The following is a 26,393-nucleotide window of genomic DNA, read 5'->3' as shown; positions in this document are numbered from 1 at the left end:
TTCCGAGGGTATGGGCTAGACCGCGACCCCGGCCCGACCGGACACGAGCTGCTGCTCCCCAAATCAGAATACAGGAACGCAGGATGCGACCAGCATTTGCCGGGATCGACTTCGGCACTTCGAATTCCACCGTGAGCATGATCAGGAACGGGCAGCCGCGGCTGGTGGCGTTGGAAGACGGCCAGGTTACGCTGCCCAGTGCGGTGTTCTTCAATTTCGAGGATAACCGCACCTATTTCGGGCGGCGCGCCATCGCCAACTATACGGACAGTATCGAAGGCCGCTTGATGCGTTCACTGAAGAGCGTGCTCGGCAGCTCGCTCGCCCACGAAAAGACGCGCATCAAGGCGCGCTCGATCGGATTCATGGAGATTGTCGGCCTGTTCATCGGTCACCTGAAAAGGAAGCTGGAAGAAGACGCCCATGACACGGTAGAGAGCGTGGTGCTGGGACGGCCCGTGCAGTTCGTCGACGACGATGCCGAGGCCGACGCCAAGGCGGAGCACGAACTCGAAAATGCCGCTCGTGCCCAGGGCTTCAAGCACATCGCCTTTCAGTTCGAACCGATTGCTGCGGCACTTGACTACGAACAAAAGGTGACGCGCGAGGAACTGGCGCTGATCGTCGACATGGGCGGCGGCACGTCCGACTTCTCAATCGTGCGGGTCTCGCCCGAGCGCGCCCGCTCGTTCGACCGCAAGGACGACATCCTGGCCAGCCGCGGCATCCACATCGGCGGCACCGACTTCGACCGGCTGTTGAGCATCGCCCATGTGATGCCGCAGCTCGGCTATTTGACGCCAACCAAGGATGGCAAACGTAATCTGCCGGCGAGCTACTTCATCGACCTGGCGACATGGCAGCGCATCAATCTGGTCTATACCGCAAGGGCGATGACGCATCTGCGCCAGATCCGCTATGAGGCGGAACGCGCAGACCTGGTCAACCGCTTCATCCACATCGTCGAGCATCGTTACGGCCATGCGCTGGCGGCGCTGGTCGAAAAGGCCAAGATCGAGCTGACGGACCGATCGTCCGCCGATGTAGAGGTCGCGCTGCCCGAGGTGAGGTTCACGGCAGAAATCACGCGCAAGGGTCTCGAAGCCACCATCGCTCGGGATATTGAGCGCGTTGCAGCTACCGTCGAGCAGACCGTCCGCGACGCGCAGGTGAAGCCCTCCGACATCACCGCGGTATTCCTGACCGGCGGATCGACCGCGATCCCGTTAGCCAGGCAGCAGATCCTGGCTCTGGTGCCGCTGGCGTCGGTAATCGAAGGCGATGTGTTCGGCTCGGTCGGGCTCGGGCTGGCACTCGACGCGCAGCGGAAGTTCGGCTGATCCATTTTGTTTTAGCCGCATTTCTGCGACGCAAAGTGATTCCACTTGGCTGCAAAATGTTCTAGAGCGGCGCGGCTTTCTCAGCTTGCCCGCTGAGATGTGCCTTGAGCGCCATCTGAGCCAGACTTGGCTGCCGGTCGCGATGCGTGATCATGGCAAATTCGCGCTTCGGCAGATCGATCGGCACGGAACGCAGGCTGCCTTCGGCGACCGCGCGCGTGACGACGAGTTCCGAAATGATGGTGGCGCCGGCGCCGGCCTCGACCGCCTGGCGAATAGCCTCATTGCTCGGCAACACCAGGAATATCTGCAGATCCGCGAACGAAACCCCGTCGCGTCGAGCAAGGTCCTCCAGCGCCTCGCGCGTGCCCGATCCGCTTTCGCGAATGATCCAGCGAAGCCTGCCAAGGTCGGGATGCCCAAGCGAAACTTCGGCGACCTCGGGGTGCGAGCGCGCCACAACCAACATCATGCGATCGATATCGACCTTTGCCCGCCGCAAAATGTCGGATTCGGTGCGCCCCTCGACCAGGCCAAAATCGGCTGCGCCATCAAGGACATCGGTCTCGACCTGCCGGGTGTTGCCGATGCTCACGCTCAGCCTGACGGCGGGATAGGCTTCGTGGAAGGAGGCCAGCCGGCGCGGCAGCCAATAGCTGGCGATGGTCTGGCTGGCGGCAATCGAAAGACTGCCGGTGATCGTCTGCGAGACATGCTCCAGCACATTGTGGGCGGCCGCAGCTCGCTCGAGGACCGCCTTGGCCTCGGGCAGAAACCGGCGCCCGGTCTCGGCGAGCTCGATGTTGCGGCCCACTCGGTTGAACAACTGTACGCCGTGCTGCTGTTCGAGCGAGCGGACCGCGGCGGACGCGGCCGACTGTGAAATGCCTAACAACTCGGCCGCTTTGGTCATGTGCGCCCGTTCGGCGACGGCGACGAAGATCCGTAGTTGGTCCAGAGTCATGCCGACACTAAGAAGCAAATCCGATTGGAATTACAAGAGCAAGTTGTTAGACAGATTGATTTCTTTGTTCTAAATTTTGGCCCGAAATTGGAAAAAAGTCGCGCCAGAGCAGTCGAGGGTAGAAATTGGTGGGGCTGTTCAAATCCGTGTTTGCGCACTGGACCCGCAGCCTGCGGCGGCGTCTCGTGGGTGAACGCTATCGGCCGGAACAACATTACATGCGCGGCCCAGGCCCGAAGACGAGAGCCAAGGCCGCGGAACGCAAAAACCTCGCCGGATCATGACCAACAAACCGCTGCGCGGCGCCAACTCAGCACCATCACAACGGCCGCTCGCCGATACGCGCGCGCCCGCTGAAGGCGACGGCGTCGATACTTCGCCTGATGTCTCCGACAGCATCGCCAAGACCACCTGCTACATGTGCGCCTGCCGCTGCGGCATCGACGTCCACATCAAGGACGGCAAGGTCCGCTACATCAACGGCAACAAGGATCATCCGGTCAATCGCGGCGTGCTGTGCGGCAAGGGCAGCGCCGGCATCATGCAGCATTACAGCCCGGCCCGGCTGAAGAAGCCGCTACTGCGCACCGGCCCGCGCGGCTCGGGCGAGTTCCGCGAAATCGAGTGGGAGGAAGCTTTGTCGATCGCGACAGAACGGCTTTCGAACATCCGCCGAACCGATCCGAAGAAACTCGCCTTCTTCACCGGCCGCGACCAGTCGCAATCGCTGACCGGTTGGTGGGCGAGCCAGTTCGGCACGCCGAACGTCGCCGCCCATGGCGGCTTCTGCTCGGTGAACATGGCAGCCGGCGGCCTCTACACGATCGGCGGCTCGTTCTGGGAGTTCGGCGAACCCGACTGGGACAATACCAGATATTTCATGCTGTTCGGCGTCGCCGAGGACCACGATTCCAATCCGATCAAGATCGGCCTCGGCAAGCTCAAGGCGCGTGGCGCCAAGGTGGTTTCCATTAATCCGTGCCGCACCGGCTACAACGCCATTGCCGACGACTGGATCGGCATCCGGCCCGGCACCGACGGCCTGTTCGTGTTCGCCCTCATCCATGAATTGCTGAAGGCCGGCCGTGTCGATCTCAACTACCTCTTGCGCTACACCAACGCCCACGGCCTCGTCATCCAGGAACCTGGTGCCGCCGATGACGGTCTGTTTGCGCGCGACGGTGACGGCAATCCGCTGGCTTGGGACAGGGTGGCGAAGACGCCTGTCAATGCCAGCGATGCCGACGCAAAACCGGCGCTGACCGGCAGCTTTCTCGTCGACGGTCGCCGCTGCGTGCCGGTCTTCCAGCTCATCGCCGACCGCTATCTGGACGAGAGCTATTCACCCGAGGCGGTCGCTAGCCGGTGCGGCATCTCCGCCGACACGATCCGACGCATTGCTGCAGAACTCGCGCATGTCGCCTTCGAACAGCAAATCGAGCTGCCGGTGGCCTGGACGGACTGGGCCGGCCGCCGGCACGAGACCATCAAGGGCCGGCCGGTGTCGATGCATGCGATGCGCGGCATTTCGGCCCATTCGAACGGCTTTCACTCTTGCCGCGCGATCCATTTGCTTCAGGTGCTACTCGGCACGGTGGATGTGCCGGGCGGATTTCGCTTCAAGCCGCCTTATCCCCGTTCGGTCCCGCCGGGGCCGAAGCCCGCCGGCAAGAATGTGAGGCCGATGACGCCGCTCGAAGGCATGCCGCTCGGCTTCGTCTGCGGGCCGGAGGACCTGCTGATCGACGAAGGCGGCAAGCCTGTTCGTATCGACAAGGCCTACTCCTGGGACGCGCCGCTGGCCGCACACGGGCTCATGCACACGGTCATCCGTAACGCCTGGGCCGGCGATCCCTACAAGATCGACACTTTGTTCATGTACATGTCCAACATGGCTTGGAACTCGTCGATGAATACGGTCGAGACGATGGCGATGCTGACCGATATCGATGCGTCGGGCGAGTACAAGATCCCGTTCATTATCTATTCCGACGCTTATTATTCCGAGACCGTGCCTTTTGCCGATCTGGTGCTGCCGGACACCACCTACCTCGAGCGGCATGACTGTATCAGTCTGCTCGACCGGCCGATCAGCCACGCCGACGGGCCGGGCGACGCCATCCGCCATCCCGTCGTCGAGCCGGACCGTGACGTCAGGCCGTTCCAGACGATTCTGATCGAACTCGGCGCGCGGCTCGGCCTGCCCGGCTTCGTCGATGACGACGGCTCCGCCAAATACCGCGACTATGCCGACTACATCGTCAATCACGAGCGCACGCCAGGTGTCGGTCCGCTCGCCGGCTGGCGCGGCAAGGACGGGACCTCGGTCGGCAAGGGCGAGGTCAATCTCGACCAGTTGCAGCGCTACATCGACAATGGCGGCTTCTGGCACCAGGATTTCGCCGACGATCAGCGCTACTACAAGATGGCCAACCGCTCCTATCTCGACTTCGCCGAGAACATGGGCTTCATCCCGAAAGCCGAGCCGATCGTGTTCCAACTCTATTCCGAGCCGATGCAGCGCTTCCGCCTGGCGGCACGCGGCCATGGCGGGGTGCTGCCGCCGGAGGCGGAGCGCAGCCGCATCGAGACCTATATGGATCCGCTGCCATTCTGGTACGCGCCCTTCGAAGAGGCTGCGGTCGACAGTCAAGCCTATCCGCTCCACGCGCTGACGCAGCGGCCAATGCACATGTATCATTCCTGGGGCTCGCAGAATGCGTGGTTGCGGCAGGTCACCAGCCAGAATCGGCTGTTCGTGCACAATCGGACCGCTGCCGGCCTCGGGCTTGTCGATGACGACTGGGTGTGGATCGAGAGCATCAACGGCAGGGTCAAAGGGCAGATCAAGCTGGTCGACGGGGTGAACGTCGATACGGTGTGGACGTGGAACGCGATCGGCAAGCGGCGCGGCAGCTGGGGGCTGAAGGATGATGCGGCCGAATCCAATCGCGCCTTCCTGCTCAACCATATCATCGGCGACCAGACCTCCGCTGATGCCAGCGGCAGACGCTATTCGAATTCCGATCCGGTGACCGGCCAGGCCGCATGGTTCGACCTGCGCGTGCGCATCGTCAAATGCGCAGCCGAGGAAGCAGGCTTCACCGAACCGCAATTCGAGCGGTTCAGGCAGCCGCCGCATTTCGAGTCCTCGCCCGACAAGCTCAGTTTCGGCGCCGAATTCCGCCGGGAAAGAGAAGCTGCCGAATGACCTGCCTTCCCGCCCACACCGATAAAAAGCTCGGCCTGGTCATTGACCTCGACACCTGCGTCGGCTGCCAGGCCTGCGTTACCGCCTGCAAGGAATGGAACACCGGCGGCCATATGGCGCCGCTGACCGACATCGATCCCTATGGCGGCAATGTCGACGGTGTCTGGTTCAACCGTGTGCACAGCTATGAGCACATGACGGAGATGGGCGGGCGCACGGTGAATTTCCCGCGCTCCTGCCTGCATTGCGAGACCCCGGCCTGCGTCACCGTCTGCCCGACCGGCGCCTCCTACAAACGGGCGTCGGACGGCATCGTGCTGGTCGACGAGGACAAATGCATCGGCTGTAAATTATGCAGTTGGGCCTGTCCCTACGGCGCGCGCGAATTCGACACCGATGTCGGCGTGATGAAGAAATGCACGTTGTGCGTCGACCGCATCTACAACGACAATCTGGCGGAGGAAGATCGCGTGCCGGCCTGCGTCGCCGCCTGCCCGACCAGCGCGCGGCATTTCGGCGATCTGGGCGATCCGGCATCGGCGGTGTCGCAACTGGTGGCGGAGCGCGGCGGTGTCGATCTGATGCCGGAGATGGGCTACAAGCCGACCAACAAATATCTGCCGCCGCGCGCGCACACCACACGCGCCGCGTCGGTGCCGGCCCCGGCGCTCGAGCCGGTGCGGGCCGAAGGCGGCTTCCTTGGCTGGGTCGACCGCATGCTTTCGAACTGATCCGTGCCTTCATGCATCCAGCATTCTCCGTCGTCTTTTTCACCACCGCCACGGGCGCCGGTTACGGCCTGCTCGCGCTGCTTGGCGCGTTCGCCGGACAGGGCTTTATCCCGCCCGATTTCTGGCTTGGCCTGGTCGGCATGGGACTGGCGCTTGGTCTGATATCGGCAGGCCTGCTGTCGTCGGCCGGCCATCTCGGCCGGCCCGAACGGGCCTGGCGCGCCTTCTCGCAATGGCAGAGCTCCTGGCTGTCGCGCGAAGGCGTTGCCTCGGTCGTCACCTTCGTCCCGGCGGGACTGTTCGGCATCGGCTGGGTGTTCCTCGGTCGCACGAACGGCTGGGTGACCGTAGCCGGGTTGCTGGCTGCCATCGGCGCGATCGTCACCGTCTGCACCACCGGCATGATCTACGCCTCCCTGAAGCCGATCGCCCAATGGCACAGCCGCTTCACCTTGCCCGGCTATTTGATCTTTTCGGCGATGACCGGCAACGTGCTGCTCAATGCGCTGCTGCAAGGTTTTGCTATCGGCTCGAATCCATTTCTGGCGGCTGCCCTATTGCTGACCGTGCTCGGCTGGGGTTTGAAACTGGCGACCTGGCGTCACAACGACAGGCTGGAAATCCCGACCAACGCCAACACCGCGACCGGACTTGCCGGCGGCATTGTGCGGTCTATGGAATGGCCGCATACCGAGGAAAACTATTTGCTCAAGGAGATGGGCTTTCGCATCGCGCGCAAGCACAGCACTAAACTCCGCCAGATCACGCAGGTGCTGGCCTTTGCTTTGCCCGCCCTGCTATTGGTCTCGGCGTTCTCCTTGCCGTGGCCGTATGCGGCGGTGCTGTCGATAGCCGCCGCAATCGCCCAATTCGCCGGCATGCTGGTCGAGCGCTGGCTGTTCTTCGCCGAGGCCAAACACACTGTGACTTTATACTACGGCAGATAGAGCGGGTTCAGCCCGGCCTGAGCATTGAGTGAGAAATTGCAAAAATGCGCTCAGTGCCGAGCATATAGGCCATCAGCGTTTCGCGGCGGAACAGCCCGGCATAGGCGCGGTCAAGCAGATTGAGCGAGCCGGTATAGGCGCCGAAGGCCGGCATGATCATGCGGCCGCCATCGCCGGCAAAGCAGCGCCGCCGCACCGAGCGGCCTTGCTGCACGATGCGGGCGCAAGGATGCAGATGGCCTGATATCTCGCCCTCCACCCTCACCGCCGAAGGCTCGTGCCGGAAGAGCAGAGAGCCGATGGCCAATTCGCGCACGGTCTCGCCTGGCAGGTCGGCCGGTGCTTCCGGGTCATGATTGCCGGCGACCCAGAACCAGTCGCGCCCGGTCATCAGCCCTTCCAGCCTTTCGCGGAAGCTCGAGTGCATGCGCGCGGCGCCGCCGCCATCATGAAAACTATCGCCCAGGCTGATGACGATCGAAGGCTGATAGTCGGCAATGACCGACTGGAGCCGGAGCAACGTGGCTCCGGTATCGTAAGGCGGAACCAACGTGCCGCGTCTGGCCAGCGACGAGCCTTTTTCCAGATGCAGGTCGGACACGGCCAGAAGCCGAAATTCGGGAAAATAGAGCACACCGCGACGGTCACAGATCGCGCGTTCGCCGGCGACATAGACAAAGCCTGCATCCGCCAGAGGCGCAGCCATGGCCGGCGCGACAGTCATTTCGTTCCCATGGCCTCCTCGACCAGCGTGGCTGCATCCATCAGCAGCGTTTCATCGGCCTCGCCGTTCACCGGCATTTTGCCGATCTCGAGCATGATCGGCACGGCGAGCGGCGAGATCTGCTCGAGGTTCTTATGCATGATTCGACCCTGGACGCGCGAGAGCATCTCGGCAAGTCTGCTGACATCCAGCAGACCGGTGGCGGCATCGGCACGCGTCGCCTGCAGCAGGATGTGGTCAGGCTCATGGCTACGCAGCACGTCATAAATGAGGTCGGTTGACACGGTCACCTGGCGGCCGCTCTTCTCCTGGCCCGGGTGGCGTTTCTCGATCAATCCCGAGATGAGCGCGCAATTGCGAAAGGTGCGCTTCAACAGCCAACTGCCGGCCAGCCAGGCTTCGAGGTCGTCACCCAGCATATCCTGATCGAAGAGCGCTGCCAGCGACGGTTTCTTCGCCCTGAACATCCGGCCCATATCGGCCAGCGACCATATGGCAAGCGCATAGTCGGTGGCGACGAAGCCGAGCGGCTTGGCTCCCGCCCTGTCGAGGCGGCGGGTGAGCAGCATGCCGAGTGTCTGGTGCGCCAGCCTGCCCTCGAATGGATAGGCCACCAGATAGTAGCGGTTGCCGCGCGGAAAGGTCTCGATCAGCAAATCGTCGCGTTTCGGCAGCACCGACCTGTCAGCCTGGAAGCGCAGCCAGTCGGCGACCTGCTCCGGCAGCTTCTTCCAGCGCTGCGGATCATCCAGCATGATGCGCACCTGCTCGGCAAGGTAAGTCGAAAGCGGGAATTTGCCGCCGCCATAGTACGGCACCTTGGCGTCGCTGCCCGGCGCGTTCGAGACGAAGCACTCATTCTCGCGGATGCCTTCAAAGCGCAGCACCTTGCCGGCGAACATGAACGTGTCGCCGTGCGTGAGGGTCTCGAGGAACGCCTCCTCGATCTTGCCGAGGACCCGGCCGCCGCGCGAAGCCGCGCCTTTCCTGCCGGCCTGGACATAGCGGACGTTGAGCGCCGGCACTTCGATGATGGTGCCGACATTCAGCCGGTATTGCTGGGCGAAGCGAGGATTGGAGACCCGCCACAGCCCGTCCTTGTTGAGACGAATACGGGCGTAACGTTCGTAGTTCTTCAAGGCGTAGCCGCCGGTGGCGACGAAATCGATGACGCGATCGAATGTCGGCCGGTCGAGATCGGCATAGGGCGCGGCCGTCCGCACTTCTTCGAACAGCGCATCGGCATGGAACGGCGCACCGCAGGCGCAGCCCAGCACGTGCTGCGCCAGCACATCGAGCCCGCCGTTGACCAGCGGCGGGGTATCCTGGGCGCCGAGATAATTGGCGTCGAGCGCCGCCCTGCATTCGAGCACCTCGAAGCGGTTGGCGGGAATGAGGATCGCCTTCGACGGCTCGTCCATACGGTGGTTGGCACGGCCGATGCGCTGTGCCAGCCGGCTGGCACCCTTGGGCGCGCCAACGTGGACGACCAGATCGACGTCGCCCCAGTCGATGCCGAGGTCGAGTGTCGAGGTGGCGACGATGGCACGCAAAGCGTTCTCGCCCATCGCCTTTTCGACGCGCCGACGCTGGGCGACGTCGAGCGAGCCGTGGTGCAGCGCGATCGGCAAGGTGTCCTCATTGACCCGCCACAATTCCTGGAACAGCAACTCCGCCTGGCTGCGCGTGTTGACGAACAACAGGGTCGTCTTGTGGCGCTTGATCTCGTTGTAGATCTCCGGCGTCGCGTAGCGGGCCGAATGTCCAGCCCACGGCACGCGCTCCTCCGAATCGAGAATGGAGATCTCGGGCTTGGCGCCGCCGGTGACGACGATCAGTTCGGCCATGGGCCCCGGTGGATTCTGGCTGACCAGCCAGCGCCGCAATTCGTCGGGCTCGGCGACCGTCGCCGACAGGCCGATCGTCTGCAGGGCGGGCACAAAGCTGCGCAGCCGGGCCAGCCCGAGCGACAGGAGATGCCCGCGCTTCGAGGTCACCAGCGAATGCAGTTCGTCGAGCACGACATAGCGCAGGTCCTCGAAGAAGCGCCTGGCGTCGGGCGCGGCAATCAGCAGCGCCAATTGCTCGGGCGTGGTTAGGAGAATGTCGGGCGGCGCCAGCTTCTGCCGCTGGCGCTTGTGTGCGGGCGTGTCGCCGGTGCGGGTCTCGACGGTAACCGGCAGGCCGATCTCTTGGACCGGCTTGCCGAGATTGCGCTCGATGTCGACGGCCAGCGCCTTGAGCGGCGAGATGTAGAGCGTGTGGATGCCGCGATGCGCCTGCCCCGGCCTTCTCCTCGGCCGTCCGGCCAGTTCGGTCAGCGACGGCAAGAACCCGGCCAGCGTCTTGCCGGCGCCGGTCGGGGCGATCAGCAATACCGACTGCCCGCCCTGAGCCTTGGCCAGCAAATCAATCTGATGGGCGCGCGGCGACCAGCCTTTTTCCGCAAACCATTTGACGAATGGCTCGGGCAGGACGACGGCGGCATTCTGTTCGGCAAGGCGCGGCTGCTCTGTCACGCGCCAGACGTAGCGCGGTGACGCGCAATCGCCAAGAAGAATCAGAACAAAAGGTGATCGATTAGCGTTACGGCCGGCGAAACCCTGTCGGACCGCCATAGAGATAGCCGATGCGGGCGATCGCATCCCTCAGTCCTTCACGCGACACCAGCATGGTGTGGCCGTTGGCGTGGATCATCGTCTCTGCGTCGGTCATAACAGCGACGTGGCCTTTCCAGAACACCAGGTCGCCGCGCCGCAGCCCCGAAAAATCCGGCCGCGGATCGAGCGGTTCGCCGATGGTTGCCGCCTGCATGTCGGAATCGCGCAGCACTTGCCTGCCGGCCATGTGCATTGCCAGCTGCACCAGGCCGGAACAGTCGATGCCGAAGCCCGAGGCGCCGCCCCACAGATAGGGCGTGCCGAGAAAGCTCTCGGCAACCGCAACGTAGTCGCCAGCCGCCTCACCGACAGGCCTGAGATGGCCCGATATGACCGCCTGGCCGGACGGCAACAGCGCATAATGCGTGCCGCGCGTTTCGGCTAAGCCCGTCACCGTCACCGACGATCCCATCGACAGTTGCCCGCTCACCGGAAAGCGCAAGTCGGGTCCCGGATAGAGAAAGGTGCGCGGCACCGAAACGATATGGGTCGGCGCACGGTCCCGAGCGCCCAGTGCCGTGTCGGCGACATAACCGACATAGCCATCGCGTTCGGCCTGGATCCAGGCCCAGCCTTCGACATCCTCGAAGACGAGAATTTCGTCGCCGAACAGAAGCTGGGTGTTGACGCCGGCATCCGGCCGCGGCGCCTTGCGGATGTCGGCCACGGAAGCGGCGATGCGAGCCGGCCGGCCGGCGACGAAACGGTCGGCGGCGACCTCGCCTCTCAACCTGGCATCGGCGAGATCGGAGCGGAAGGCGTGGAGGCGGGCATCCCTGGCGGTCAAATCGGCAACTCGTTCAAATGGGCAATTTGGTCAAATGGGCAATTCTTGGGCTCTGGCAATGATAACATCGCCAAAGCGTTCGACAAAGAGCGCGCCTTCGACCGTGCGCCTGACCAGCACGTTGCGCTTGTCGAGCTCGTCGCGGTGGCGCGACACCAACTTCAGCGCTCCCATCGTGTCGAGCGCACGCGTAATCACCGGCTTGGTAACATTGAGGCGGGCGGCCAGCCCGCGCACCGTGTGTGGCGGCGGATCGAGATAGATGGTGAACAGGATCGCCGTCTGGCGCATGGTGAGATCGGGCGCGTCGTCGCGCACCTCGGACAGCACCACCTGTTGCCATAGTCGCAAGGCCTGACTTGGACGCATGATAATCGACATCCGTCCAGCATGACGGAAAATTGTTTCGGTTCCGTTTCAGTCAACACCTTCGTCGGCTATGCCCGAGGCATCAGCCGTAGCGGTTCGAAATGACACGCTCCAGCGCCCGGATGCCTTGCGCCTCGCCACCGGCAAGGCCGTGCGGGCGGTCGGACGGGTTCCAGGCGAAGATGTCGACATGCGCCCAGCCGGCGGTCTTTTCGACGAAGCGCTTCAGGAACAGCGCGGCGGTGATCGAGCCGGCGAAACCATCCGACGCGACGTTGTTGATATCGGCAATTTTCGACGCCAGCTTGGCGTCATAGGGCTTCCACAACGGCATGCGCCATAGTGGATCCTCCACTGCGACGGAGGCATCTGCCAGCTCGGATGCAAGGGCCTCGTCAACGGTGTAGAAGGGCGGCAGGTCGGGGCCGAGCGCAACACGCGCAGCGCCTGTCAGGGTTGCCATGTCGACCAGCATCTGCGGCTCTTCGTCATCGGCCAAGGTCAGGGCATCGGCGAGCACCAGCCGCCCTTCGGCGTCGGTGTTGCCGATTTCGACGGTGATGCCCTTGCGGCTCACCAGCACATCGCCGGGCCGGAAGGCGTTGCCGGCAATCGAATTCTCGACAGCGGGGATGAGCACGCGCAGCCGGACCTTCAGCCTGGCGGCCATGATCATGGAAGCGAGGCCGAGCACGTTGGCAGCGCCGCCCATGTCCTTCTTCATCAAAAGCATGCCCGAGGACGGCTTGATGTCGAGACCGCCTGTATCGAAGCAGACGCCCTTGCCGACCAGCGTCACCTTGGGGGCATTCTTCGGCCCCCAAATCATGTCGATCAGGCGCGGCGCGTCGGCAGAAGCCCGACCGACGGCGTGGATCATCGGAAAGTTGGCGGCGAGAAGATCGTCACCCTTGGTCACCGATATTTCGGCCTTGTGCGTCGCGGCCAAGGTCCGGGCGGCTTTCTCCAGCTGGCCAGGGCCCATATCGCTGGTCGGCGTGTTGACCAGATCGCGCGCCAGGAAAACGCCATCGGCGATGCGTCTGACGCGGGCGGCGTCGGCGCCCGGCGGCAGCGCGAAGCGCAGCGTCCTGCCGGGCTTCTTGCCATAGCGGGTGAAGGCATAGCTGCCCAGCGCCAGCGCGAGTGCCGTAAGCTCCGGCTCGGCCGGTGCGGACGCAAAATGCCAGTCGCCTTCGGGCAAAGCTCTCGCCAGTGCGCCGACGGCCAGTGCGCCCTCGCCGTTGCCGGTGCCGAACAGGGCTCCGGCAATCGCGCCGTTGTCGTCAGGCACGACCAGCGTCCTGCCGGCCTCACCGGAAAAGCCGTTGGCCTTGGCCCAGGCGACCGAGGATGGCGCAAGTCCGGCCGCCTTCAGAGCGTTCTTTGCCACCAGATGGACCGGCAGCGCATTGCTCAATTTTTTCTCGACAAGTTCGACGGGCATTCGCTGGTCTCCAGCCTCTGAGTCGGCGTTTCTTAACTCTCCATTAGGGTTAACAGAATATTTCTGCGGGAGGGAAGATGACCCCGTAAATGGTCACCCGCATGAACGGAGCCCTGGTACCGATGCCGACCAACCGCAGGATGAACGCCACTGCCAAAAAGCTGATCACCACGGCGTTGATGGTGGCACTTGCTGCAGGCGTTGCCGGCTGCGGAACCAGCAAGTTGACGACAGGTTCGATTTCTCGCTCAAGCGGCAAGCCGCTGGAAACAATGTCGGCGGGCGAACTGCACAATGCCACGATGGCGCTCGGGCAGTCCTACTCGAAAAACCCCAACGACAAGCGGATCGCGACAAATTATGCCGCGGCGCTGCAGATGGACGGCGACGCCGACCAGTCGCTTGCGGTGATGCGCAAGCTGGCGATTGCCTTGCCGAAGGATCGCGACGTGCTCGCCGCCTATGGCAAGGCGCTTGCCGCCAACGGACAGTTCGAGCCGGCTCTCGATGCCGTGCGCCGCGCGCAGACCCCCGAATATCCTGACTGGAAACTGGTATCGGCGGAAGCTGCCATTCTCGACCAGCTCGGCCAAAAGGACGAGGCGCGCCAGGATTATCGCAAGGCGCTGGATCTCAAGCCGAACGAACCGTCGATCCTTTCCAATCTCGGCATGTCGTACGTGCTGGAAGGCGATTTGCGCACGGCCGAAACCTATATGCGCTCGGCCGCCCAGCAGCCGAATGCCGACAGCCGCGTCCGCCAGAACCTGGCGCTGGTCGTCGGTCTACAGGGCCGTTTCGAGGAGGCCGAGAAGATCGCCTCGCAGGAGCTGTCGCCGGAACAGGCACAGGCAAATGTCGCTTATCTTCGCCAGATGCTGGCGCAGCAGAATGCCTGGAGCCAGCTCAAGGACCAGGACAAGGCAAAGCCCGCCACCAACTGACCGCTTCAAGCGCCGAACTGGTGCGAGAATTCCGCAACATGTCAACCGCAAGGAGCCGCGCTGCACCGGCAGCACGGCTTTGAATCATTTCAGCGTTTGTGGCGACGCGGCTGGCGCTACTCGCTGCTGGATTTCGGCTGGTCGCCAAAGATGCCGCGCTGACTCACCTGGATGCCGGCGGGACCCAGAATAATAGCGAACAGCACCGGGAGGAAGAACAGGATCATCGGCACGGTGAGCTTCGGCGGCAGCGCGGCCGCCTTCTTTTCGGCGGCATTCATGCGCATGTCGCGGCTCTCTCCCGCAAGCACGCGCAGCGCATGCGCCACGGGCGTGCCGTAGCGCTCGGCCTGGACCAGCGCCTGGGACACCGACCTGACGGATTCCAGGCCGGTGCGGCTTGCAAGGTTCTCGTAGGCCTGCTTGCGTTCCTGCAGATAGGAAAGTTCGGCGTTGGTCAGGATGAATTCTTCCGCCAATGCTACCGATTGCGCGCCGATCTCATCGGCGACCTTGCGAAGCGCTGCTTCCACCGACATGCCGGACTCGACGCATATCAGCAACAGGTCGAGCGCGTCGGGCCACGCCATCTGAATCGACTGCTTGCGCTTGGTAGCGCGGTTGTTGACGTAGAGCACCGGCGCGTAGAACCCCGCATAGGCAACCACGATGCAAACGAACAGCTTCACGAAAAGCGGCTGCTCGGGCAGTCCTCCGAGCACGAACAGATATATCGCCGCCAATGCAAAGCCGACAAAGGGCAGGACGAGACGGAAGAAAAGGAAGCGCGTCAGCGGATTTTGCCCGCGAAAACCCGCCACTTTCAATTTCTGCAAGGTACCTTCATCCGCCAGCGCACGCCTGAGATCCAGGCGATCGACAATATTGCGCATGCCGACCGACTGTTCTTCGCGCAGGCCCTTGCGGCGGCGGTCGGCTTCGACTGCCAGCCGCGCGCGCTGCTTGGCGCGCAGATCATCGCGCTCCAGCGCCACGGATTTCATGCGCGCCTTGAGCTGGTTCCCGCCAAAGGCGGGCAGCAGCGTGAAGACGGTCGCAAACACCGCGATGCCGACCAGCAGTGCAATCAGCAGAGACGGATCGGTGAGGGTTTTGATGACGTGATCGGTCATGCACGCAAATCCTAGACTTCGAAGTTCATCATTTTGCGCATCACCAGGATACCCATCGACATCCAGACGCCGGAGCAACCGAGGATCAGATTGCCGGTGCTGGTAGTGAATAGGGGCATGATGTAGTTCGGGCTCGTCAAATAGACGAGAAAGGCAACGACGAAAGGCAACGCGCCGATAATCACGGCGGATGCCTTGGCTTCCATGGACAACGCCTGGACCTTGGCCTTCATCTTCTTGCGGTCGCGAAGCACGCGCGAAAGATTGCCCAGCGCTTCGGAAAGATTGCCGCCGGCCTGAGACTGGATCTGGATGACGATGCCGAAGAAGCTCGCCTCGGTGCACGGCATTGTTTCGGGCATGCGCATGGCCGCGTCGGGGATCGACAAACCCATTTGCTGCGAATCGACGATGCGGCGGAACTCGGTCTTGACCGGCTCGGGGGATTCAATGGCGATCAGGCGCACGGCGTCGTTCAGCGGCAGGCCGGACTTTACCGCACGCACGATGATGTCGAGCGCGTTCGGAAATTCGTTGAGGAATGCCTTGACCCGGCGCGCGCGGAGAAACGAGACGAACCAGCGCGGCAGACCCAAGGCGCCTACCAGCAGCGCGCCTGGCAAGACCAGCAGCGGCGCGCCGATGAAATAGGCAAGAGCCGTCAAGACGATGCCGCAGACCGCCGAGTAGACATAGAAGCGCTCAAGCGAGATCTTCATGCCGGCCTGACGGATTTGGATCTTCAGCGGTGGTTTCTTGACCAAGCTCTGATTGGACTTTTGTTTTTGGTCGAGATCCTTCAGCGAATCCTGGACGGATTTGCGACGCTTGGCCGCTTCCGCCACGCGATCGCGCGAAGCCTTGACGACGGAACGATCCGTCTCGGCGGTCTTGATCGATTCAAGCCGCTTGCCGACCTGCTTTTCGGTGCTGATCCGGTTGACCAGGAAAGCATAGGCCACCGCGCCAGCGCTGAAGCCGGCGAGCACGACGAATGCCAATACGGTGCCGTCAATTCCAAACATCGACCCTGGCCCCCACGCTTCCAGACGGATCAGTCAGCGCGTTTCTCCATCGCCTCGAGCGCAACGGCGAGGCGCTGCTCCTCGCCATAGTAGCGGGCGCGCTCCCAGAAATGCGGACGGCCGATGCCAGTCGACACGTGCTCGCCCAGCAGCCTGCCGTTCGCGTCCTCGCCCTTGATGTTATAGAGAACGATGTCCTGGGTGATGATGACGTCGCCCTCCATGCCGATCACCTCGGTGATGTGGGTGATGCGCCGCGATCCGTCGCGCAGGCGTGCGGCCTGTATGATCACGTCGACAGAGCCGACGATGATTTCGCGTACGGTTTTTTGCGGCAGCGTGTAGCCGCCCATGGCGATCATCGACTCTATGCGGTTGAGGCATTCGCGCGGGCTGTTCGAGTGGATCGTTCCCATCGACCCGTCATGGCCAGTGTTCATCGCCTGCAGGAGGTCGAACACTTCGGGTCCGCGCACTTCACCGACGATGATGCGTTCGGGCCGCATGCGCAGGCAGTTCTTGACCAGGTCGCGCATGGTCACTTCGCCCTCGCCTTCGAGGTTGGGCGGACGGGTTTCGAGACGCACCACATGCGGCTGCTGCAATTGCAGCTCAGCCGAGTCCTCGCAGGTGATGACGCGTTCATCGCGGTCGATATAGTTGGTCAGGCAATTGAGCAGCGTCGTCTTGCCGGAGCCGGTACCGCCCGAGATGACGATGTTGCAACGGACACGGCCGATGATCTTGAGAATCTCGGCCCCTTGCGGCGAAATCGAGCCGAACTTGACCAGCTGGTCGAGTGTCAGCTTGTCCTTCTTGAACTTGCGGATGGTAAGTGCGGTGCCGTCGATGGCCAAGGGCGGTGCGATGACGTTGACACGGGAGCCATCAGGAAGACGCGCGTCGCAAATCGGGCTTGATTCATCGACGCGGCGGCCAACCTGGCTGACGATACGCTGGCAGATGTTGAGGAGCTGCTGGTTGTCGCGGAAGCGGATGCCGGTCTGCTCGACCTTGCCGTTGACTTCGATGTAGACGTTCTTGGAACCGTTGACCATGATGTCGGCAATATCGTCGCGGGCAAGCAGTGGCTCCAGCGGCCCGTAGCCCAAAACGTCGTTGCAGATATCCTCGAGAAGCTCTTCCTGCTCGGCGATGGACATCGCGAAATTCTTGATCGCGATGATGTCGTTGACGATGTCGCGGATTTCTTCGCGCGCGCTTTCGGGATCGAGCTTGGCGAGCTGCGACAGGTCGATCGTGTCGATGAGTGCGGAGAAGACCTGGCTTTTGGTGTCGTAATAGCTCTCGCTGCGCTCGCGCTGAAGCCTTTTCGGCTCCGGCGCCAATGGCGGCGGCTCGACCGCACGGCGAACCGGCGGCGCGGCAGGCGCGCCGGACGGCGGCAGTGTCGCGGGCCTGGCAGCTACCGCCGCTTCCACAGGGTTCGCGGCCGCCGGCGCTGCAGGCGTGGGTGCTGGCTGACGGAATTCCGGGATGGTCCGGTTGCCGTCGTCGCTGCCTCTTTTACCAAACATAATCGCTTACCAATTCCACCGCTGAGGCGTCACTTCTTGTTGCCCGAAAGCTTGCCGAGCAGGTTGCCGAGGCCAGCCTTTTTCTTCACCTTAATTTCGCTGCGCCCTGTCAGCACATGGGCGATCTCGTTGATCAAGGCGACGACCGGGCTCTTGGCATCCATTTCACCGAGCATACGTCCGTTGTTGGCGGCATTTCCGAACAAAAGCGGCTCGAATGGGATGACCGACATCGGCGATAGGCCGAGCGATTCGGAGAAGTCGGACGGCGTAATCTCGGGACGTTTCGGCACACCCGCCTGATTGATCACAAGCTTTGGCGCAGGATCGTTCGGACGAAGCCGCTTCAGCATGTCGACCAGGTTCTTTGTGTTGCGCAGATTGGCCAGTTCGGGCGTCGCCGTGATGACGATCTCGTCGGCCTTTACCAGCGTGTTCTTGGTCCAGCCGGCCCAGACGTGAGGAACATCGAGTACGAGGAGCGGCGCGCTACGCTGGGCTATGTCGATAAGCTGGGTGAAAGCGTCGGGATCGAAATCATAGACCCGCTCCAGGGTCGAAGGTGCCGCAAGCAGCGACAGGTGCTCGGCGCATTGGGCGAGCAGCCGGTCTAGATAGACCTCGTCGACGCGTTCCGGCGAGAAGACCGCCTCGGCAATGCCTTGCGCCGGGTCCTGGTCGAAATTGATGTTGGCCGTTCCGAAGGCGAGGTCGAGATCGGCGACAACCACTTCGGATTTGAAAAGGGACGACATCGCCCAGGCCACGTTATGGGCTACGGTCGAGGAGCCGACGCCGCCCTTGGCGCCGATGAAGGCAATCGAGCGGCCGATTGGCTCAGCTTCCGGATCAACGAAGATCGAGGACACCACGCTGACGATGTCGGCCATCGATACCGGCGCAATGACATATTCGGAAATGCCCGAACGGATGAGTTCGCGGTACAGGCCGACATCGTTGTAGTGGCCAACAACCACCACCTTGGAACTCGGATCACAATGTTCGGAGAGCTGGGCGAGCTGTTCCAGCAACAGCTTCGGCTCGCTGCGCGATTCAAGCAGGATCAGGTTCGGTGTCGGCGCCGACTGGTAGAATTCGATAGCGGTGGGGATGCCCCCCATATGCACTTTCAGATGGGCCTTGGCCATGCGGCGATCCTCGCCGGCGCGCTCGACCGGATTGGCTACGCCTTCGGTCTCGCAAAATGCCTGGATCGAAATGCGTGGGATCGGCCGCAACGCCTGCATCGCGGCAATATCCTGTTCCGAGGTTTCGCCGCCTGCTACCTCTGTGTCATAGGCAAGATTGCTCATTGTCATCTCTTTCCGTGACTTGCGCGGCTTAGGGTCTGTTGAGCCTCAACACTCGTTAATATTCGACTTCCGAATTGCCGAGGAATTCATCCGAAATACCTCTGTCACGATAGATGTCGATCACTCCGCTCCGATTTGCCGCGTCGATGGGTGTCTGCTTGCGCGGCCCGATCAGATCGGCCGGATTGGCCATCTGGGCGGCAAGATTATTCTGATACGAACAACCGAAATCGGCATAGTGCTTGTTTTCCGAAGTCTCCAGCAGGTCTTCGGGCCAGCGGCCGCATTTATCCGTCTGGGCCTTCACCGAGACAAAGGCGACACGGACCGGCGCGGACGCTTCGGCCGAAACGGACTGATAGGATCGCATCGCAATCCGGTTGCGGCTGATACCACTGGCAATGGCAAGCCTGGCGAAATCGCGGCCGGCCGCAGCCGCTGCGATCTCGTTGGCTGAACCGCTCGGGATTTCGATCGTCAGCACCGGAGCGGCGCTCTTGTCGTATCCGTCCAGGAAACCCAGGAGCGTGTCGCGCTGGAATCTGGTCATGCCACGGTCGCCGGCGCCGACCGGAAGGTCGATCTTCTGGATCTTCTCGGCGATGACGATCGGATGAGTGGTGCGATAGTCGTCCGGTATGGCACCGACCGTGACGCTGTCGCGATTGGCGCAGCCGGCCAGTAATGCCGCCACCGCAACCGCCATGATGGGAACGGCAGGCCGCCAGATTCGCGAATGGACGGACCGTATCGCGGTGATCGCCCTTGCCTTCGATGCTGACTGAGACATGTCCGCTTCCCCGCTTACTTGTAGATGAAGCCGACAACGCCGTGATAGCGGCCGTTGGGCTTGTCGGTCTGCATGGTGCCGTAGACACGGTTAACGCGACCAAGGAATATGCCGGCACCGTCGCTGGCGGCGTTGAAATTGTCATCCGGCTTGGCAAGCTCGTTACGCGCCACCGGCTTCACCAGATAGGGCGTGATGATGATGACGAGCTCGGTCTCGTTGCGAACGAAATCCCTGCTGCGGAAGAGCGCGCCAAGCACCGGAATCTTTGTCAGACCAGGCAAGCCGTTGACGGCTTGCCTGAGATCGTCGCGGACAAGGCCGGCAATCATCATCGAGCCGCCCGAAGGCAGTTCCACCGTTGTGTCGGCCAAGCGTTTGCGGAGCGACAGGGCGTTCATGCCGGGGCTTGTTACACCTTCGGACAAAGATACTGATCCCTCCGTTGTCGGCTCGGAGACCGAGGTCCTGACCTTCAGGCTGATGCGGCCGGGAGACAGCACCACCGGCTGGAATTCCAGGCCAATGCCGTATTCGATCTTCTCGACTGAATAGGTCTTCAGACCGGTCTGGTTATCGTTGGATACAGCTTGGGAAACGCTGGTCACCATATTATATTCGCCGCCGACCTTGAAGGTCGCCTTCTCGCCGGATACCGCCGTCAATGTTGGTTCGGCCAGGGTTTTCATGACGCCTGACTGTTCCATGGCGTTGATGTAGGCCTGCAGCGTCGAGCTGCCGATAGCGAGGCCCGAGTTCGACAGCGACTTGCCCAAACCGGTGAAATTGTCGCTTACCGCACCCCAGCTGATGCCGTTGCTGCTGCCGTTGCCCATCATATTGACGCCGAGCTGCTTCATCACCGAGCGGCTGACTTCGGCAACCGTCACCTTCAGCGTGACCTGATCGTCGCCGATGATCTGCAGCAGGTTGACGATCTTGCTGACGCGGCGCTCGGCATCCGGGTTGTCAATGGCGACGCCAGCCTCGGCCGAACCGCCCGCAGCAGTCTGTGAATATTGGCCCGTGGTCGCTTCGCCGCCGGAGACGAAGATGTTCGCCAGGTCTTGCGCGCGCTTGGCGTCCAGAGGGGTGTCCACGGTTCCGGTCAGAACAACGTTGTCGTTCAGCAACTCGACCTTGACCTCCGATGACGGGATGAAGCGCTTGATATAATCCTCCAGTCCGGCAACATCGCGTTCTACCGCCAGATCTAGGCTGACGATCTGCTCGCCATTCGGGCCAAAGACGAAGATGTTGGTCTCGCCGACCGCCTTTCCGAATAGATAGATGCGCCTGGCGGTGCGGGTCACCGCGTCGGCTACAGCGGGGTTGGCGACGAGAATGTCATAGGCATCGCTCGGCAGGTCGATAACCACCGATTTGTTCAGTCCGAGCTTGACCCGCTGGGTGGCGGTCGAAGCCGTGACCCTGGCATTGCTCGCCGCACTGGCGTCCAGTATGCCATATGCATTCGTGCCAAGGATGAACAGGCCGATCGCCGCAGCCAGGGTGACTGGCAGTTTGGTTTTTAGCCTCATTTCCTCGCCCCCACTTCGGAAACTTCGCCCGACTTGATCAACCGCACCGTCCCGCGCCGGCCATTGCCGGAAACCAGATAATCGGCCTCGCTCAGATTCTTGTCCTGACTGTCCTTGATCGAGCGCAGAGCCAATGTCAGGCGATCCGCCATCTGCTGCGCGACGGTGATGATCTCGGACTGCTGCGGCGTCAGTTCCAGGGTGGCAGTCTGGCCGACCCTGGTCTTCTTGCCTTCCTCGTCCTCCTGAATGGTCTGGTCGATCGCCAGGACGCGAATGTTCTTGAGGATGGTTTCCGTCGTGAAGCCCGGACCACCGCCATTGGCGGTATCGGCTCTGCGGGTCATGATGACGTCGACGAAATCGTTGGGAAGAATAAAGCCACCGGCCGAAGTGTCGGCCGAGATGCTTGTGGCGACGGCCCGCATGCCGGAGGGCAGGATCGACGACATGAAGCTTTGCCCCTCACCGATCAGCTTCGAGCGCCGCAGCGGCTCGCCGGCATAGAGCGCCACGCGGGCAACGGCGCCCTTCAGCTTGTCCAGCGCTTCAGGCTCGGCGGCGCGGGTGATGAAATTTGCGTTGATGCCGGCGGACGGCCATGACTCCCAGGAAATGTTGTTTTCAAGCGGACTGCCCATCGGAACGTCGCCGGAAAGAACAAGCACGTCCTGCAGCGCGATCGCCGGCGCCTGAGGACCGGAATCGACAATCGGAGGCGGCGGAGCCGCGACCATGTTCTTCGCGACATAGCCTGCACCACCGGCCGCGGCTATCGCCACGCTCAGAATAATCAATCGGGATGCTGGCATCTGTCCGAACCTCGCCCTTGGCAATCCACCTCGCCAAGCCGGACTTTGCAGCGGCAATCGTCAAAACAAGGTTAATGTTATACTTACGATCGTGATTAACTTAAGGTTTACATAAATTAGAGCGACCAAGGCCGGCCCGAACGAAAGGCGTGGGCAACTCGCCTGCCCCGGCGCCAATGGAGTAAGCAAATTCAGCCGGCAAGCCTGGTGAGTGCCCAGGCCATCAATGGCGAGTCCGGATAGGTAAGCAGACCGCCAATGCCAAGCGCAATGCCGTACGGAACACCGGTCGCTTCATCTGCGAAATGGCGCAGGAACCGATTATGGCTTGTGACGGCGGCAAGCAGCGATTTTCGATAGGCGAGGATGGCAAGCGTCAGCAGACCGCCGATGAATGTCGAGGCGACGAGATACTCGACGAGATGGATGTTCAGTCCCATCCATACGGCAGTGGCGGCCAGGAGCTTGGCGTCGCCGCCCCCCATGCCGCCGAGGGCGAACAGGCCGAACGTCACCGCAAGAACCAGGCCGCCGGCGGCGAAATGCCAGCCATAGGTGGCCCAGTCCACGCCGGTCAAAGGCGCAACCAAGGCGAAGACAACGACGAGCAGGACGGGCACGCGATTGGCGATCGTCATTGACAGCATGTCGGAGATCGCGGCAAAAAGCATGCAGAACGGAAAGACGACGAAGATCGCGGCTTCAAGCATGGGCGTGGCGCCTATGGTCAAACTGTACCTGGTCCAAGCCTAGGCATGTTCGATTAACGATTGATGAGGTCTAAATTTCAAATCATGCGTAGGACTAAATAAGGGCCGCCAGTGCGGCGGCCCTTATTGGAAACAACCGAATGTTGTTGCCTGTTACGAACCGTTGACTTTACTGGCGATCTTGTCGAACTTGGCATTCAGCGCGTTGCCGAGCGAGCCGGCGCCGACCATGATGGCGAGCGCGATAAGAGCGGCGATCAGACCGTATTCGATAGCGGTCGCGCCGGATTCGTCCTTCACAAAACGTGCGATGAGGTTAGACATTCGAGCTCCTACTCCAATTGTTACAGCACTTCCGTCAACTTCTCTTGGTGGCTGATCGGATGCTGCGAATCTAGCGCGAAGCTGTTTCAATCGACTTAATAAACAGGCTTACTGATTCCTTTCGCGCTTCGATGACATTGCGTGGTTAACCCAGAACTAAAATACCGGCCACTGGACGCACTGGCTGACAAAGGCCGCGAAAGGCGCAATTCGGCAACGCCTTTGAGCCGTGCCAGCTAGCCCAATGCCGGTTCCGGATTAATCATGACCTCCAGCCGCTTAACGGTTGGTTCACCAATCTCGTTCATGTTCTGTTGAACAGTTTGTTGCTGCCGAGGAGCGCCTCAATGGCCGGGCCGAGATCGTTATTTCCAGTTGCGGCGCTTCTTGCCGCGGCGGCCTTCGCTGTTCCAGCGATGGCCGGCGCCGGCATCGAAGTCACGATGAACCAGGCAAAGATCGTCAAATTGTCGCGCGCCGCCGATACGATTGTCGTCGGCAATCCGGCGATCGCCGACGCCTCCGTCCAGGACGCATCGACGATCGTGCTGACCGGCAAGGGATTTGGCGTCACCAATCTGGTTGTCCTCGATCAGGAGGGCAACCCGATCATCGATGAGCAAATAACCGTCGTGCGCCAGGCAGCGTCGTCGGTGCGCATCTATCGACGTGCCGAAGTACAGACCATGTCCTGCGCGCCATATTGCGAAAGCTCGTACAAGAGCGATGCCGAGAAGGCCTCTGAAGCCGAGATGAGCGCCGGGCATTAGCTGGCCGACCTCTCCGCCTTTGCGGGAACGCGCTTCGGTTATCGGCCGGTTAAGGCCTTCCCGCCGAATTTAACGGTCATTCCAACCGGACTTCAATCGGTTCCGACTAATGCTGGGTCCGATACAGAACCGGAATCGGCGGGTAGAGGACATGAGCAAGGCAGGACGAGCAGGCTTTCCCGGGAGGTTTTTGGGCGACCGACGCGCAAGCACGGCGATCGAATTCGCCATGCTTGCAATTCCCTTCGCGCTTCTCGTCTTCGCCATCCTGGAGAGCTGCATTTCATTTGCCGCACAAGAAGTGATGGCAAACGCCACAGACGACATCGCGCGCCAGCTGCGTACCGGCCAGCTAAGACCTGCCGATGTGTCCGGGACCAAGCTGCGGGATATGATCTGCACCAAATTGGAGATCATGGTCGCCAAGACCTGTCCCGGATTGCTGGTGGATTTGCGCGAATATCCGACCTTCGCCGATGCGGCGCTGGCCGGTTTCAAGATCCAGGACGGCGATGTCGTGCTGACCAAGGGCACGAGCACGCAGACCTTCACGGTCGCACCGGGCCTGGCGGAGTCGAGAAACATGCTGCGGGTTTTTTACAAATGGCCGGTGATGACCGACTTCATGGCCAAGTCGATGGCCAATCTGAAGGACGGCAAAACGCTGCATTTCGCTTCGATCACTTGGCAGAACGAGCCGTTCGACAACTGAACCGCGTAGTCGCTTGAAAAGGGCAAAGCCATGATTCGTGCGGGGGCACAGCTGGGCATCGCAGAGATTTGTACAAGAGCAATCCGGCTTTGCTCGGACCGCCGCGGTATTGCGGCTGTCGAGTTTGCCCTCATCGTGCCTGTCCTGTTGATCATGTACTTTATGACCATGGAGGCCTCGCAAGCCATCGAGACCAGCAAGAAGGTCAGCCGCATCGGCAGCATGGTAGCGGACCTTGTCACGCAGCAGCAGACCATCAAGGCGGCAGATCTCGATGCCATCATGGCGATCGGCAGTTCCACGCTTCAGCCCTACAACCGCTCGAAACCGAAGATCATCATCACGGCGATACAGGTGACGAACGAGACGACGCCGAAAGTCCTGGTCGTGTGGTCGCGCAAAGTGGTCGATGGCGTCTCTAGCGTCGACGCCGTCAAGGACTCCGCCACAACGGTCCCGAGCGCGCTCAAGATCAAAGGCACTTTCCTCATTCGCGTCGAAAGCGACCTCGCCTACAAGCCAATCATCACCTGGTCGGCGGACGGCCAAAGCCGGTTTGGGTTAAGCTCGGTCTTCAATTCGATTTCGATGGCCGAAACTTATTATCTTCGGCCGCGCAGGAGCCCGACCATTCCGTGCAGCGATTGCTGATGCCTAAGACCTGCTAACCTGGCTGTTGCTATTGCTTGAGACCGCGGGCCGAGACCAGGTGCACGATGGCCGCAGCCAGCACATAATCCCTCGGACCGGCAACGGCGAACCCGCCGGAATGTTTCTGCTCCAGAAGATCGTAAATGTCCGGCGAGGTTGATCTGAGATTGGTGAGAAACACGGCGAGCCGGCGCTTGGCTTCGGGGTCCAGATCGCTGCGGACGGCGTGCGGGCCATATCTCAGCAGGCCTGACGTCCATACGACCTGAAGCGCTGATTTCGAGAGCCCTGCGGCCTCGAGCCTCGCCACCGTGCCGCCAGGAGGGTTTGGCTGTCCGTCGGCCACAGCCGGCATCCAGCCGAATATGGCATCGGCCTCACCGTCGACCAGCATCGCTTCAGCTGCGGCAGCCGAATTGGCGTGGGTCAAAAACGGTGCATCTTCCGCCACGTTGACCCCGTCTGCAGCCAGCCCGGCAAACGGCAACAAAGCACCACCGACGCTGTCGGAAGGCGCCATGACGACCCGACGGACTTCCATGGCCATCAGATCGGGAACCCTGCCGTCGCGCGTCAGCAGAACGGAGCGGATGCCGATGGCGCCGTCCGAATCGACCGGCGCCACGAGAGGTTCCACACACCCGCACCGTTCGGAGGCGGTGGCGTAGGCAGTTGCCGAATAGACGGCATATTCGATGCGGCGATCGGCCTGCGCCTCGATCAACGCCGCATAGTCGCGGGCAACGACAAACTCCACCTTCATGCCGAGCGCTTTGGTAAAGGCGTCGGTCAGCAGCGCCAGACCTGGAACAGTGTTGCCGGCGCCAGGCTCGGCGAGTATACCGATACGGAACGTTCCGACGCGCCAATCGGCGCGCGCCGGGCCCGCGCAAGATGCATCCAGCAGCAAGGCCAGTACGGCAGCGAATGCTTTCAGGGCAGGCCTCATG

General features: G+C 62.0%; 24 protein-coding genes. 8 read left to right on the top strand and 16 right to left on the bottom strand.

Features of this window, described 5'->3' with window-relative positions; genetic code table 11:
• Positions 1 to 83 precede the first annotated feature (83 nt).
• Entirely contained in the window at positions 84 to 1,340 is a 1,257-nt protein-coding gene (locus NKJ94_RS17560) for an Hsp70 family protein (protein ID WP_352526771.1), read from the top strand.
• Between the two features lie 61 nt (positions 1,341 to 1,401).
• On the opposite strand, the gene NKJ94_RS17555 is transcribed toward NKJ94_RS17560, so the two are convergent.
• Positions 1,402 to 2,304: a LysR substrate-binding domain-containing protein gene (locus NKJ94_RS17555; protein ID WP_352526769.1), complete on the bottom strand. Its 903-nt coding sequence runs from the start codon at positions 2,302 to 2,304 to the stop codon at positions 1,402 to 1,404.
• 280 nt (positions 2,305 to 2,584) lie between these two features.
• On the opposite strand from NKJ94_RS17555, the gene NKJ94_RS17550 reads away from it, so the two are divergent.
• The 3 genes from NKJ94_RS17550 to NKJ94_RS17540 are packed head-to-tail and all read left to right on the top strand — an operon-like array spanning position 2,585 to position 7,193.
• A complete protein-coding gene (locus NKJ94_RS17550) occupies positions 2,585 to 5,515 on the top strand; it encodes a molybdopterin oxidoreductase family protein (protein WP_352526767.1) in 2,931 nt (976 codons plus the stop codon).
• Positions 5,512 to 6,246: a 4Fe-4S dicluster domain-containing protein gene (locus NKJ94_RS17545; protein ID WP_352526765.1), complete on the top strand. Its 735-nt coding sequence runs from the start codon at positions 5,512 to 5,514 to the stop codon at positions 6,244 to 6,246. The genes NKJ94_RS17550 and NKJ94_RS17545 overlap by 4 nt, the downstream gene beginning before the upstream one ends.
• A gap of 11 nt (positions 6,247 to 6,257) precedes the next feature.
• Positions 6,258 to 7,193 carry a dimethyl sulfoxide reductase anchor subunit family protein gene (locus NKJ94_RS17540; protein WP_352526763.1) on the top strand — a complete coding sequence of 312 codons (936 nt, stop codon included), beginning with the start codon at positions 6,258 to 6,260 and terminating at the stop codon, positions 7,191 to 7,193.
• Positions 7,194 to 7,200: 7 nt separating this feature from the next.
• Here the strand turns inward: NKJ94_RS17540 and pdeM are convergent, their stop codons facing one another.
• The 5 genes from pdeM to NKJ94_RS17515 form a co-directional block, all read right to left on the bottom strand.
• The gene (gene pdeM, locus NKJ94_RS17535; RefSeq protein WP_352526762.1) at positions 7,201 to 7,917 is read right to left on the bottom strand and encodes a ligase-associated DNA damage response endonuclease PdeM; all 717 of its coding nucleotides are present in this window, start codon (positions 7,915 to 7,917) and stop codon (positions 7,201 to 7,203) included.
• Positions 7,914 to 10,436, bottom strand: coding sequence for a ligase-associated DNA damage response DEXH box helicase (locus tag NKJ94_RS17530; protein ID WP_352526760.1), 2,523 nt, complete (start codon positions 10,434 to 10,436; stop codon positions 7,914 to 7,916). Before NKJ94_RS17530 ends, pdeM begins: the two co-directional genes overlap by 4 nt.
• A 67-nt stretch (positions 10,437 to 10,503) precedes the next feature.
• Entirely contained in the window at positions 10,504 to 11,364 is an 861-nt protein-coding gene (locus tag NKJ94_RS17525) for a C40 family peptidase (protein WP_352526758.1), read from the bottom strand.
• A gap of 30 nt (positions 11,365 to 11,394) precedes the next feature.
• The gene (locus NKJ94_RS17520; RefSeq protein ID WP_023676939.1) at positions 11,395 to 11,745 is read right to left on the bottom strand and encodes a MarR family winged helix-turn-helix transcriptional regulator; all 351 of its coding nucleotides are present in this window, start codon (positions 11,743 to 11,745) and stop codon (positions 11,395 to 11,397) included.
• Between the two features lie 70 nt (positions 11,746 to 11,815).
• Positions 11,816 to 13,180, bottom strand: coding sequence for a leucyl aminopeptidase family protein (locus NKJ94_RS17515; protein ID WP_352526756.1), 1,365 nt, complete (start codon positions 13,178 to 13,180; stop codon positions 11,816 to 11,818).
• Between the two features lie 122 nt (positions 13,181 to 13,302).
• On the opposite strand from NKJ94_RS17515, the gene NKJ94_RS17510 reads away from it, so the two are divergent.
• Positions 13,303 to 14,124: a tetratricopeptide repeat protein gene (locus NKJ94_RS17510; RefSeq protein ID WP_352526826.1), complete on the top strand. Its 822-nt coding sequence runs from the start codon at positions 13,303 to 13,305 to the stop codon at positions 14,122 to 14,124.
• Between the two features lie 116 nt (positions 14,125 to 14,240).
• On the opposite strand, the gene NKJ94_RS17505 is transcribed toward NKJ94_RS17510, so the two are convergent.
• The 9 genes from NKJ94_RS17505 to NKJ94_RS17465 form a co-directional block, all read right to left on the bottom strand.
• A complete protein-coding gene (locus tag NKJ94_RS17505; RefSeq protein WP_352526754.1) occupies positions 14,241 to 15,257 on the bottom strand; it encodes a type II secretion system F family protein in 1,017 nt (338 codons plus the stop codon).
• A gap of 11 nt (positions 15,258 to 15,268) precedes the next feature.
• Positions 15,269 to 16,282 (bottom strand): type II secretion system F family protein, encoded by a 1,014-nt coding sequence (locus tag NKJ94_RS17500; RefSeq protein ID WP_352526752.1) that lies wholly within the window; start codon positions 16,280 to 16,282, stop codon positions 15,269 to 15,271.
• A 29-nt stretch (positions 16,283 to 16,311) separates the two neighbouring features.
• Positions 16,312 to 17,820, bottom strand: coding sequence for a TadA family conjugal transfer-associated ATPase (locus NKJ94_RS17495; RefSeq protein WP_352526750.1), 1,509 nt, complete (start codon positions 17,818 to 17,820; stop codon positions 16,312 to 16,314).
• 29 nt (positions 17,821 to 17,849) lie between these two features.
• Positions 17,850 to 19,133: a CpaE/TadZ family protein gene (locus NKJ94_RS17490; protein WP_352526748.1), complete on the bottom strand. Its 1,284-nt coding sequence runs from the start codon at positions 19,131 to 19,133 to the stop codon at positions 17,850 to 17,852.
• A gap of 55 nt (positions 19,134 to 19,188) precedes the next feature.
• Positions 19,189 to 19,923 (bottom strand): CpaD family pilus assembly protein, encoded by a 735-nt coding sequence (locus NKJ94_RS17485; RefSeq protein ID WP_352526746.1) that lies wholly within the window; start codon positions 19,921 to 19,923, stop codon positions 19,189 to 19,191.
• A 14-nt stretch (positions 19,924 to 19,937) separates the two neighbouring features.
• Positions 19,938 to 21,464: a type II and III secretion system protein family protein gene (locus NKJ94_RS17480; RefSeq protein ID WP_352526744.1), complete on the bottom strand. Its 1,527-nt coding sequence runs from the start codon at positions 21,462 to 21,464 to the stop codon at positions 19,938 to 19,940.
• Positions 21,461 to 22,276, bottom strand: coding sequence for a Flp pilus assembly protein CpaB (gene cpaB / locus NKJ94_RS17475; protein ID WP_352526742.1), 816 nt, complete (start codon positions 22,274 to 22,276; stop codon positions 21,461 to 21,463). Before cpaB ends, NKJ94_RS17480 begins: the two co-directional genes overlap by 4 nt.
• 191 nt (positions 22,277 to 22,467) lie before the next feature.
• Positions 22,468 to 22,986 (bottom strand): A24 family peptidase, encoded by a 519-nt coding sequence (locus tag NKJ94_RS17470; RefSeq protein ID WP_352526741.1) that lies wholly within the window; start codon positions 22,984 to 22,986, stop codon positions 22,468 to 22,470.
• Between the two features lie 153 nt (positions 22,987 to 23,139).
• Positions 23,140 to 23,310: a Flp family type IVb pilin gene (locus tag NKJ94_RS17465; RefSeq protein ID WP_352526740.1), complete on the bottom strand. Its 171-nt coding sequence runs from the start codon at positions 23,308 to 23,310 to the stop codon at positions 23,140 to 23,142.
• A gap of 347 nt (positions 23,311 to 23,657) precedes the next feature.
• Between NKJ94_RS17465 and NKJ94_RS17460 the strand changes: the two genes are divergently transcribed.
• The 3 genes from NKJ94_RS17460 (at position 23,658) to NKJ94_RS17450 (ending at position 25,443) form a co-directional block, all read left to right on the top strand.
• Positions 23,658 to 24,080 carry a pilus assembly protein N-terminal domain-containing protein gene (locus tag NKJ94_RS17460; RefSeq protein WP_352526738.1) on the top strand — a complete coding sequence of 141 codons (423 nt, stop codon included), beginning with the start codon at positions 23,658 to 23,660 and terminating at the stop codon, positions 24,078 to 24,080.
• A 151-nt stretch (positions 24,081 to 24,231) separates the two neighbouring features.
• A complete protein-coding gene (locus NKJ94_RS17455) occupies positions 24,232 to 24,792 on the top strand; it encodes a TadE/TadG family type IV pilus assembly protein (protein WP_352526737.1) in 561 nt (186 codons plus the stop codon).
• Positions 24,793 to 24,822: 30 nt separating this feature from the next.
• Positions 24,823 to 25,443, top strand: coding sequence for a TadE/TadG family type IV pilus assembly protein (locus NKJ94_RS17450; protein ID WP_352526736.1), 621 nt, complete (start codon positions 24,823 to 24,825; stop codon positions 25,441 to 25,443).
• Between the two features lie 28 nt (positions 25,444 to 25,471).
• Here the strand turns inward: NKJ94_RS17450 and NKJ94_RS17445 are convergent, their stop codons facing one another.
• Complete coding sequence (locus tag NKJ94_RS17445; RefSeq protein ID WP_352526734.1) at positions 25,472 to 26,392, bottom strand: phosphate/phosphite/phosphonate ABC transporter substrate-binding protein; 921 nt, start codon at positions 26,390 to 26,392, stop codon at positions 25,472 to 25,474.
• Position 26,393: the final 1 nt, after the last annotated feature.

Origin of the sequence: Mesorhizobium sp. M0060 (genome assembly GCF_040323155.1) — a bacterium.
Taxonomy (GTDB): Bacteria; Pseudomonadota; Alphaproteobacteria; order Rhizobiales; family Rhizobiaceae; genus Mesorhizobium.
This window is presented reverse-complemented; position numbering and strand designations above follow the sequence as displayed.

Bases quoted from the DNA above. Each gene is read 5' to 3' on its own strand.
- NKJ94_RS17560 (WP_352526771.1), top strand. From the start codon at position 84: ATGCGACCAGCATTTGCCGGGATCGACTTCGGCACTTCGAATTCCACC.
- NKJ94_RS17555 (WP_352526769.1), bottom strand. From the start codon at position 2,304: ATGACTCTGGACCAACTACGGATCTTCGTCGCCGTCGCCGAACGGGCG.
- NKJ94_RS17550 (WP_352526767.1), top strand. From the start codon at position 2,585: ATGACCAACAAACCGCTGCGCGGCGCCAACTCAGCACCATCACAACGG.
- NKJ94_RS17545 (WP_352526765.1), top strand. From the start codon at position 5,512: ATGACCTGCCTTCCCGCCCACACCGATAAAAAGCTCGGCCTGGTCATT.
- NKJ94_RS17540 (WP_352526763.1), top strand. From the start codon at position 6,258: ATGCATCCAGCATTCTCCGTCGTCTTTTTCACCACCGCCACGGGCGCC.
- pdeM (WP_352526762.1), bottom strand. From the start codon at position 7,917: ATGACTGTCGCGCCGGCCATGGCTGCGCCTCTGGCGGATGCAGGCTTT.
- NKJ94_RS17520 (WP_023676939.1), bottom strand. From the start codon at position 11,745: ATGTCGATTATCATGCGTCCAAGTCAGGCCTTGCGACTATGGCAACAG.
- NKJ94_RS17515 (WP_352526756.1), bottom strand. From the start codon at position 13,180: ATGCCCGTCGAACTTGTCGAGAAAAAATTGAGCAATGCGCTGCCGGTC.
- NKJ94_RS17510 (WP_352526826.1), top strand. From the start codon at position 13,303: ATGCCGACCAACCGCAGGATGAACGCCACTGCCAAAAAGCTGATCACC.
- NKJ94_RS17505 (WP_352526754.1), bottom strand. From the start codon at position 15,257: ATGACCGATCACGTCATCAAAACCCTCACCGATCCGTCTCTGCTGATT.
- NKJ94_RS17500 (WP_352526752.1), bottom strand. From the start codon at position 16,282: ATGTTTGGAATTGACGGCACCGTATTGGCATTCGTCGTGCTCGCCGGC.
- NKJ94_RS17495 (WP_352526750.1), bottom strand. From the start codon at position 17,820: ATGTTTGGTAAAAGAGGCAGCGACGACGGCAACCGGACCATCCCGGAA.
- NKJ94_RS17490 (WP_352526748.1), bottom strand. From the start codon at position 19,133: ATGAGCAATCTTGCCTATGACACAGAGGTAGCAGGCGGCGAAACCTCG.
- NKJ94_RS17485 (WP_352526746.1), bottom strand. From the start codon at position 19,923: ATGTCTCAGTCAGCATCGAAGGCAAGGGCGATCACCGCGATACGGTCC.
- NKJ94_RS17480 (WP_352526744.1), bottom strand. From the start codon at position 21,464: ATGAGGCTAAAAACCAAACTGCCAGTCACCCTGGCTGCGGCGATCGGC.
- cpaB (WP_352526742.1), bottom strand. From the start codon at position 22,276: ATGCCAGCATCCCGATTGATTATTCTGAGCGTGGCGATAGCCGCGGCC.
- NKJ94_RS17470 (WP_352526741.1), bottom strand. From the start codon at position 22,986: ATGCTTGAAGCCGCGATCTTCGTCGTCTTTCCGTTCTGCATGCTTTTT.
- NKJ94_RS17465 (WP_352526740.1), bottom strand. From the start codon at position 23,310: ATGTCTAACCTCATCGCACGTTTTGTGAAGGACGAATCCGGCGCGACC.
- NKJ94_RS17460 (WP_352526738.1), top strand. From the start codon at position 23,658: ATGGCCGGGCCGAGATCGTTATTTCCAGTTGCGGCGCTTCTTGCCGCG.
- NKJ94_RS17455 (WP_352526737.1), top strand. From the start codon at position 24,232: ATGAGCAAGGCAGGACGAGCAGGCTTTCCCGGGAGGTTTTTGGGCGAC.
- NKJ94_RS17450 (WP_352526736.1), top strand. From the start codon at position 24,823: ATGATTCGTGCGGGGGCACAGCTGGGCATCGCAGAGATTTGTACAAGA.
- NKJ94_RS17445 (WP_352526734.1), bottom strand. From the start codon at position 26,392: ATGAGGCCTGCCCTGAAAGCATTCGCTGCCGTACTGGCCTTGCTGCTG.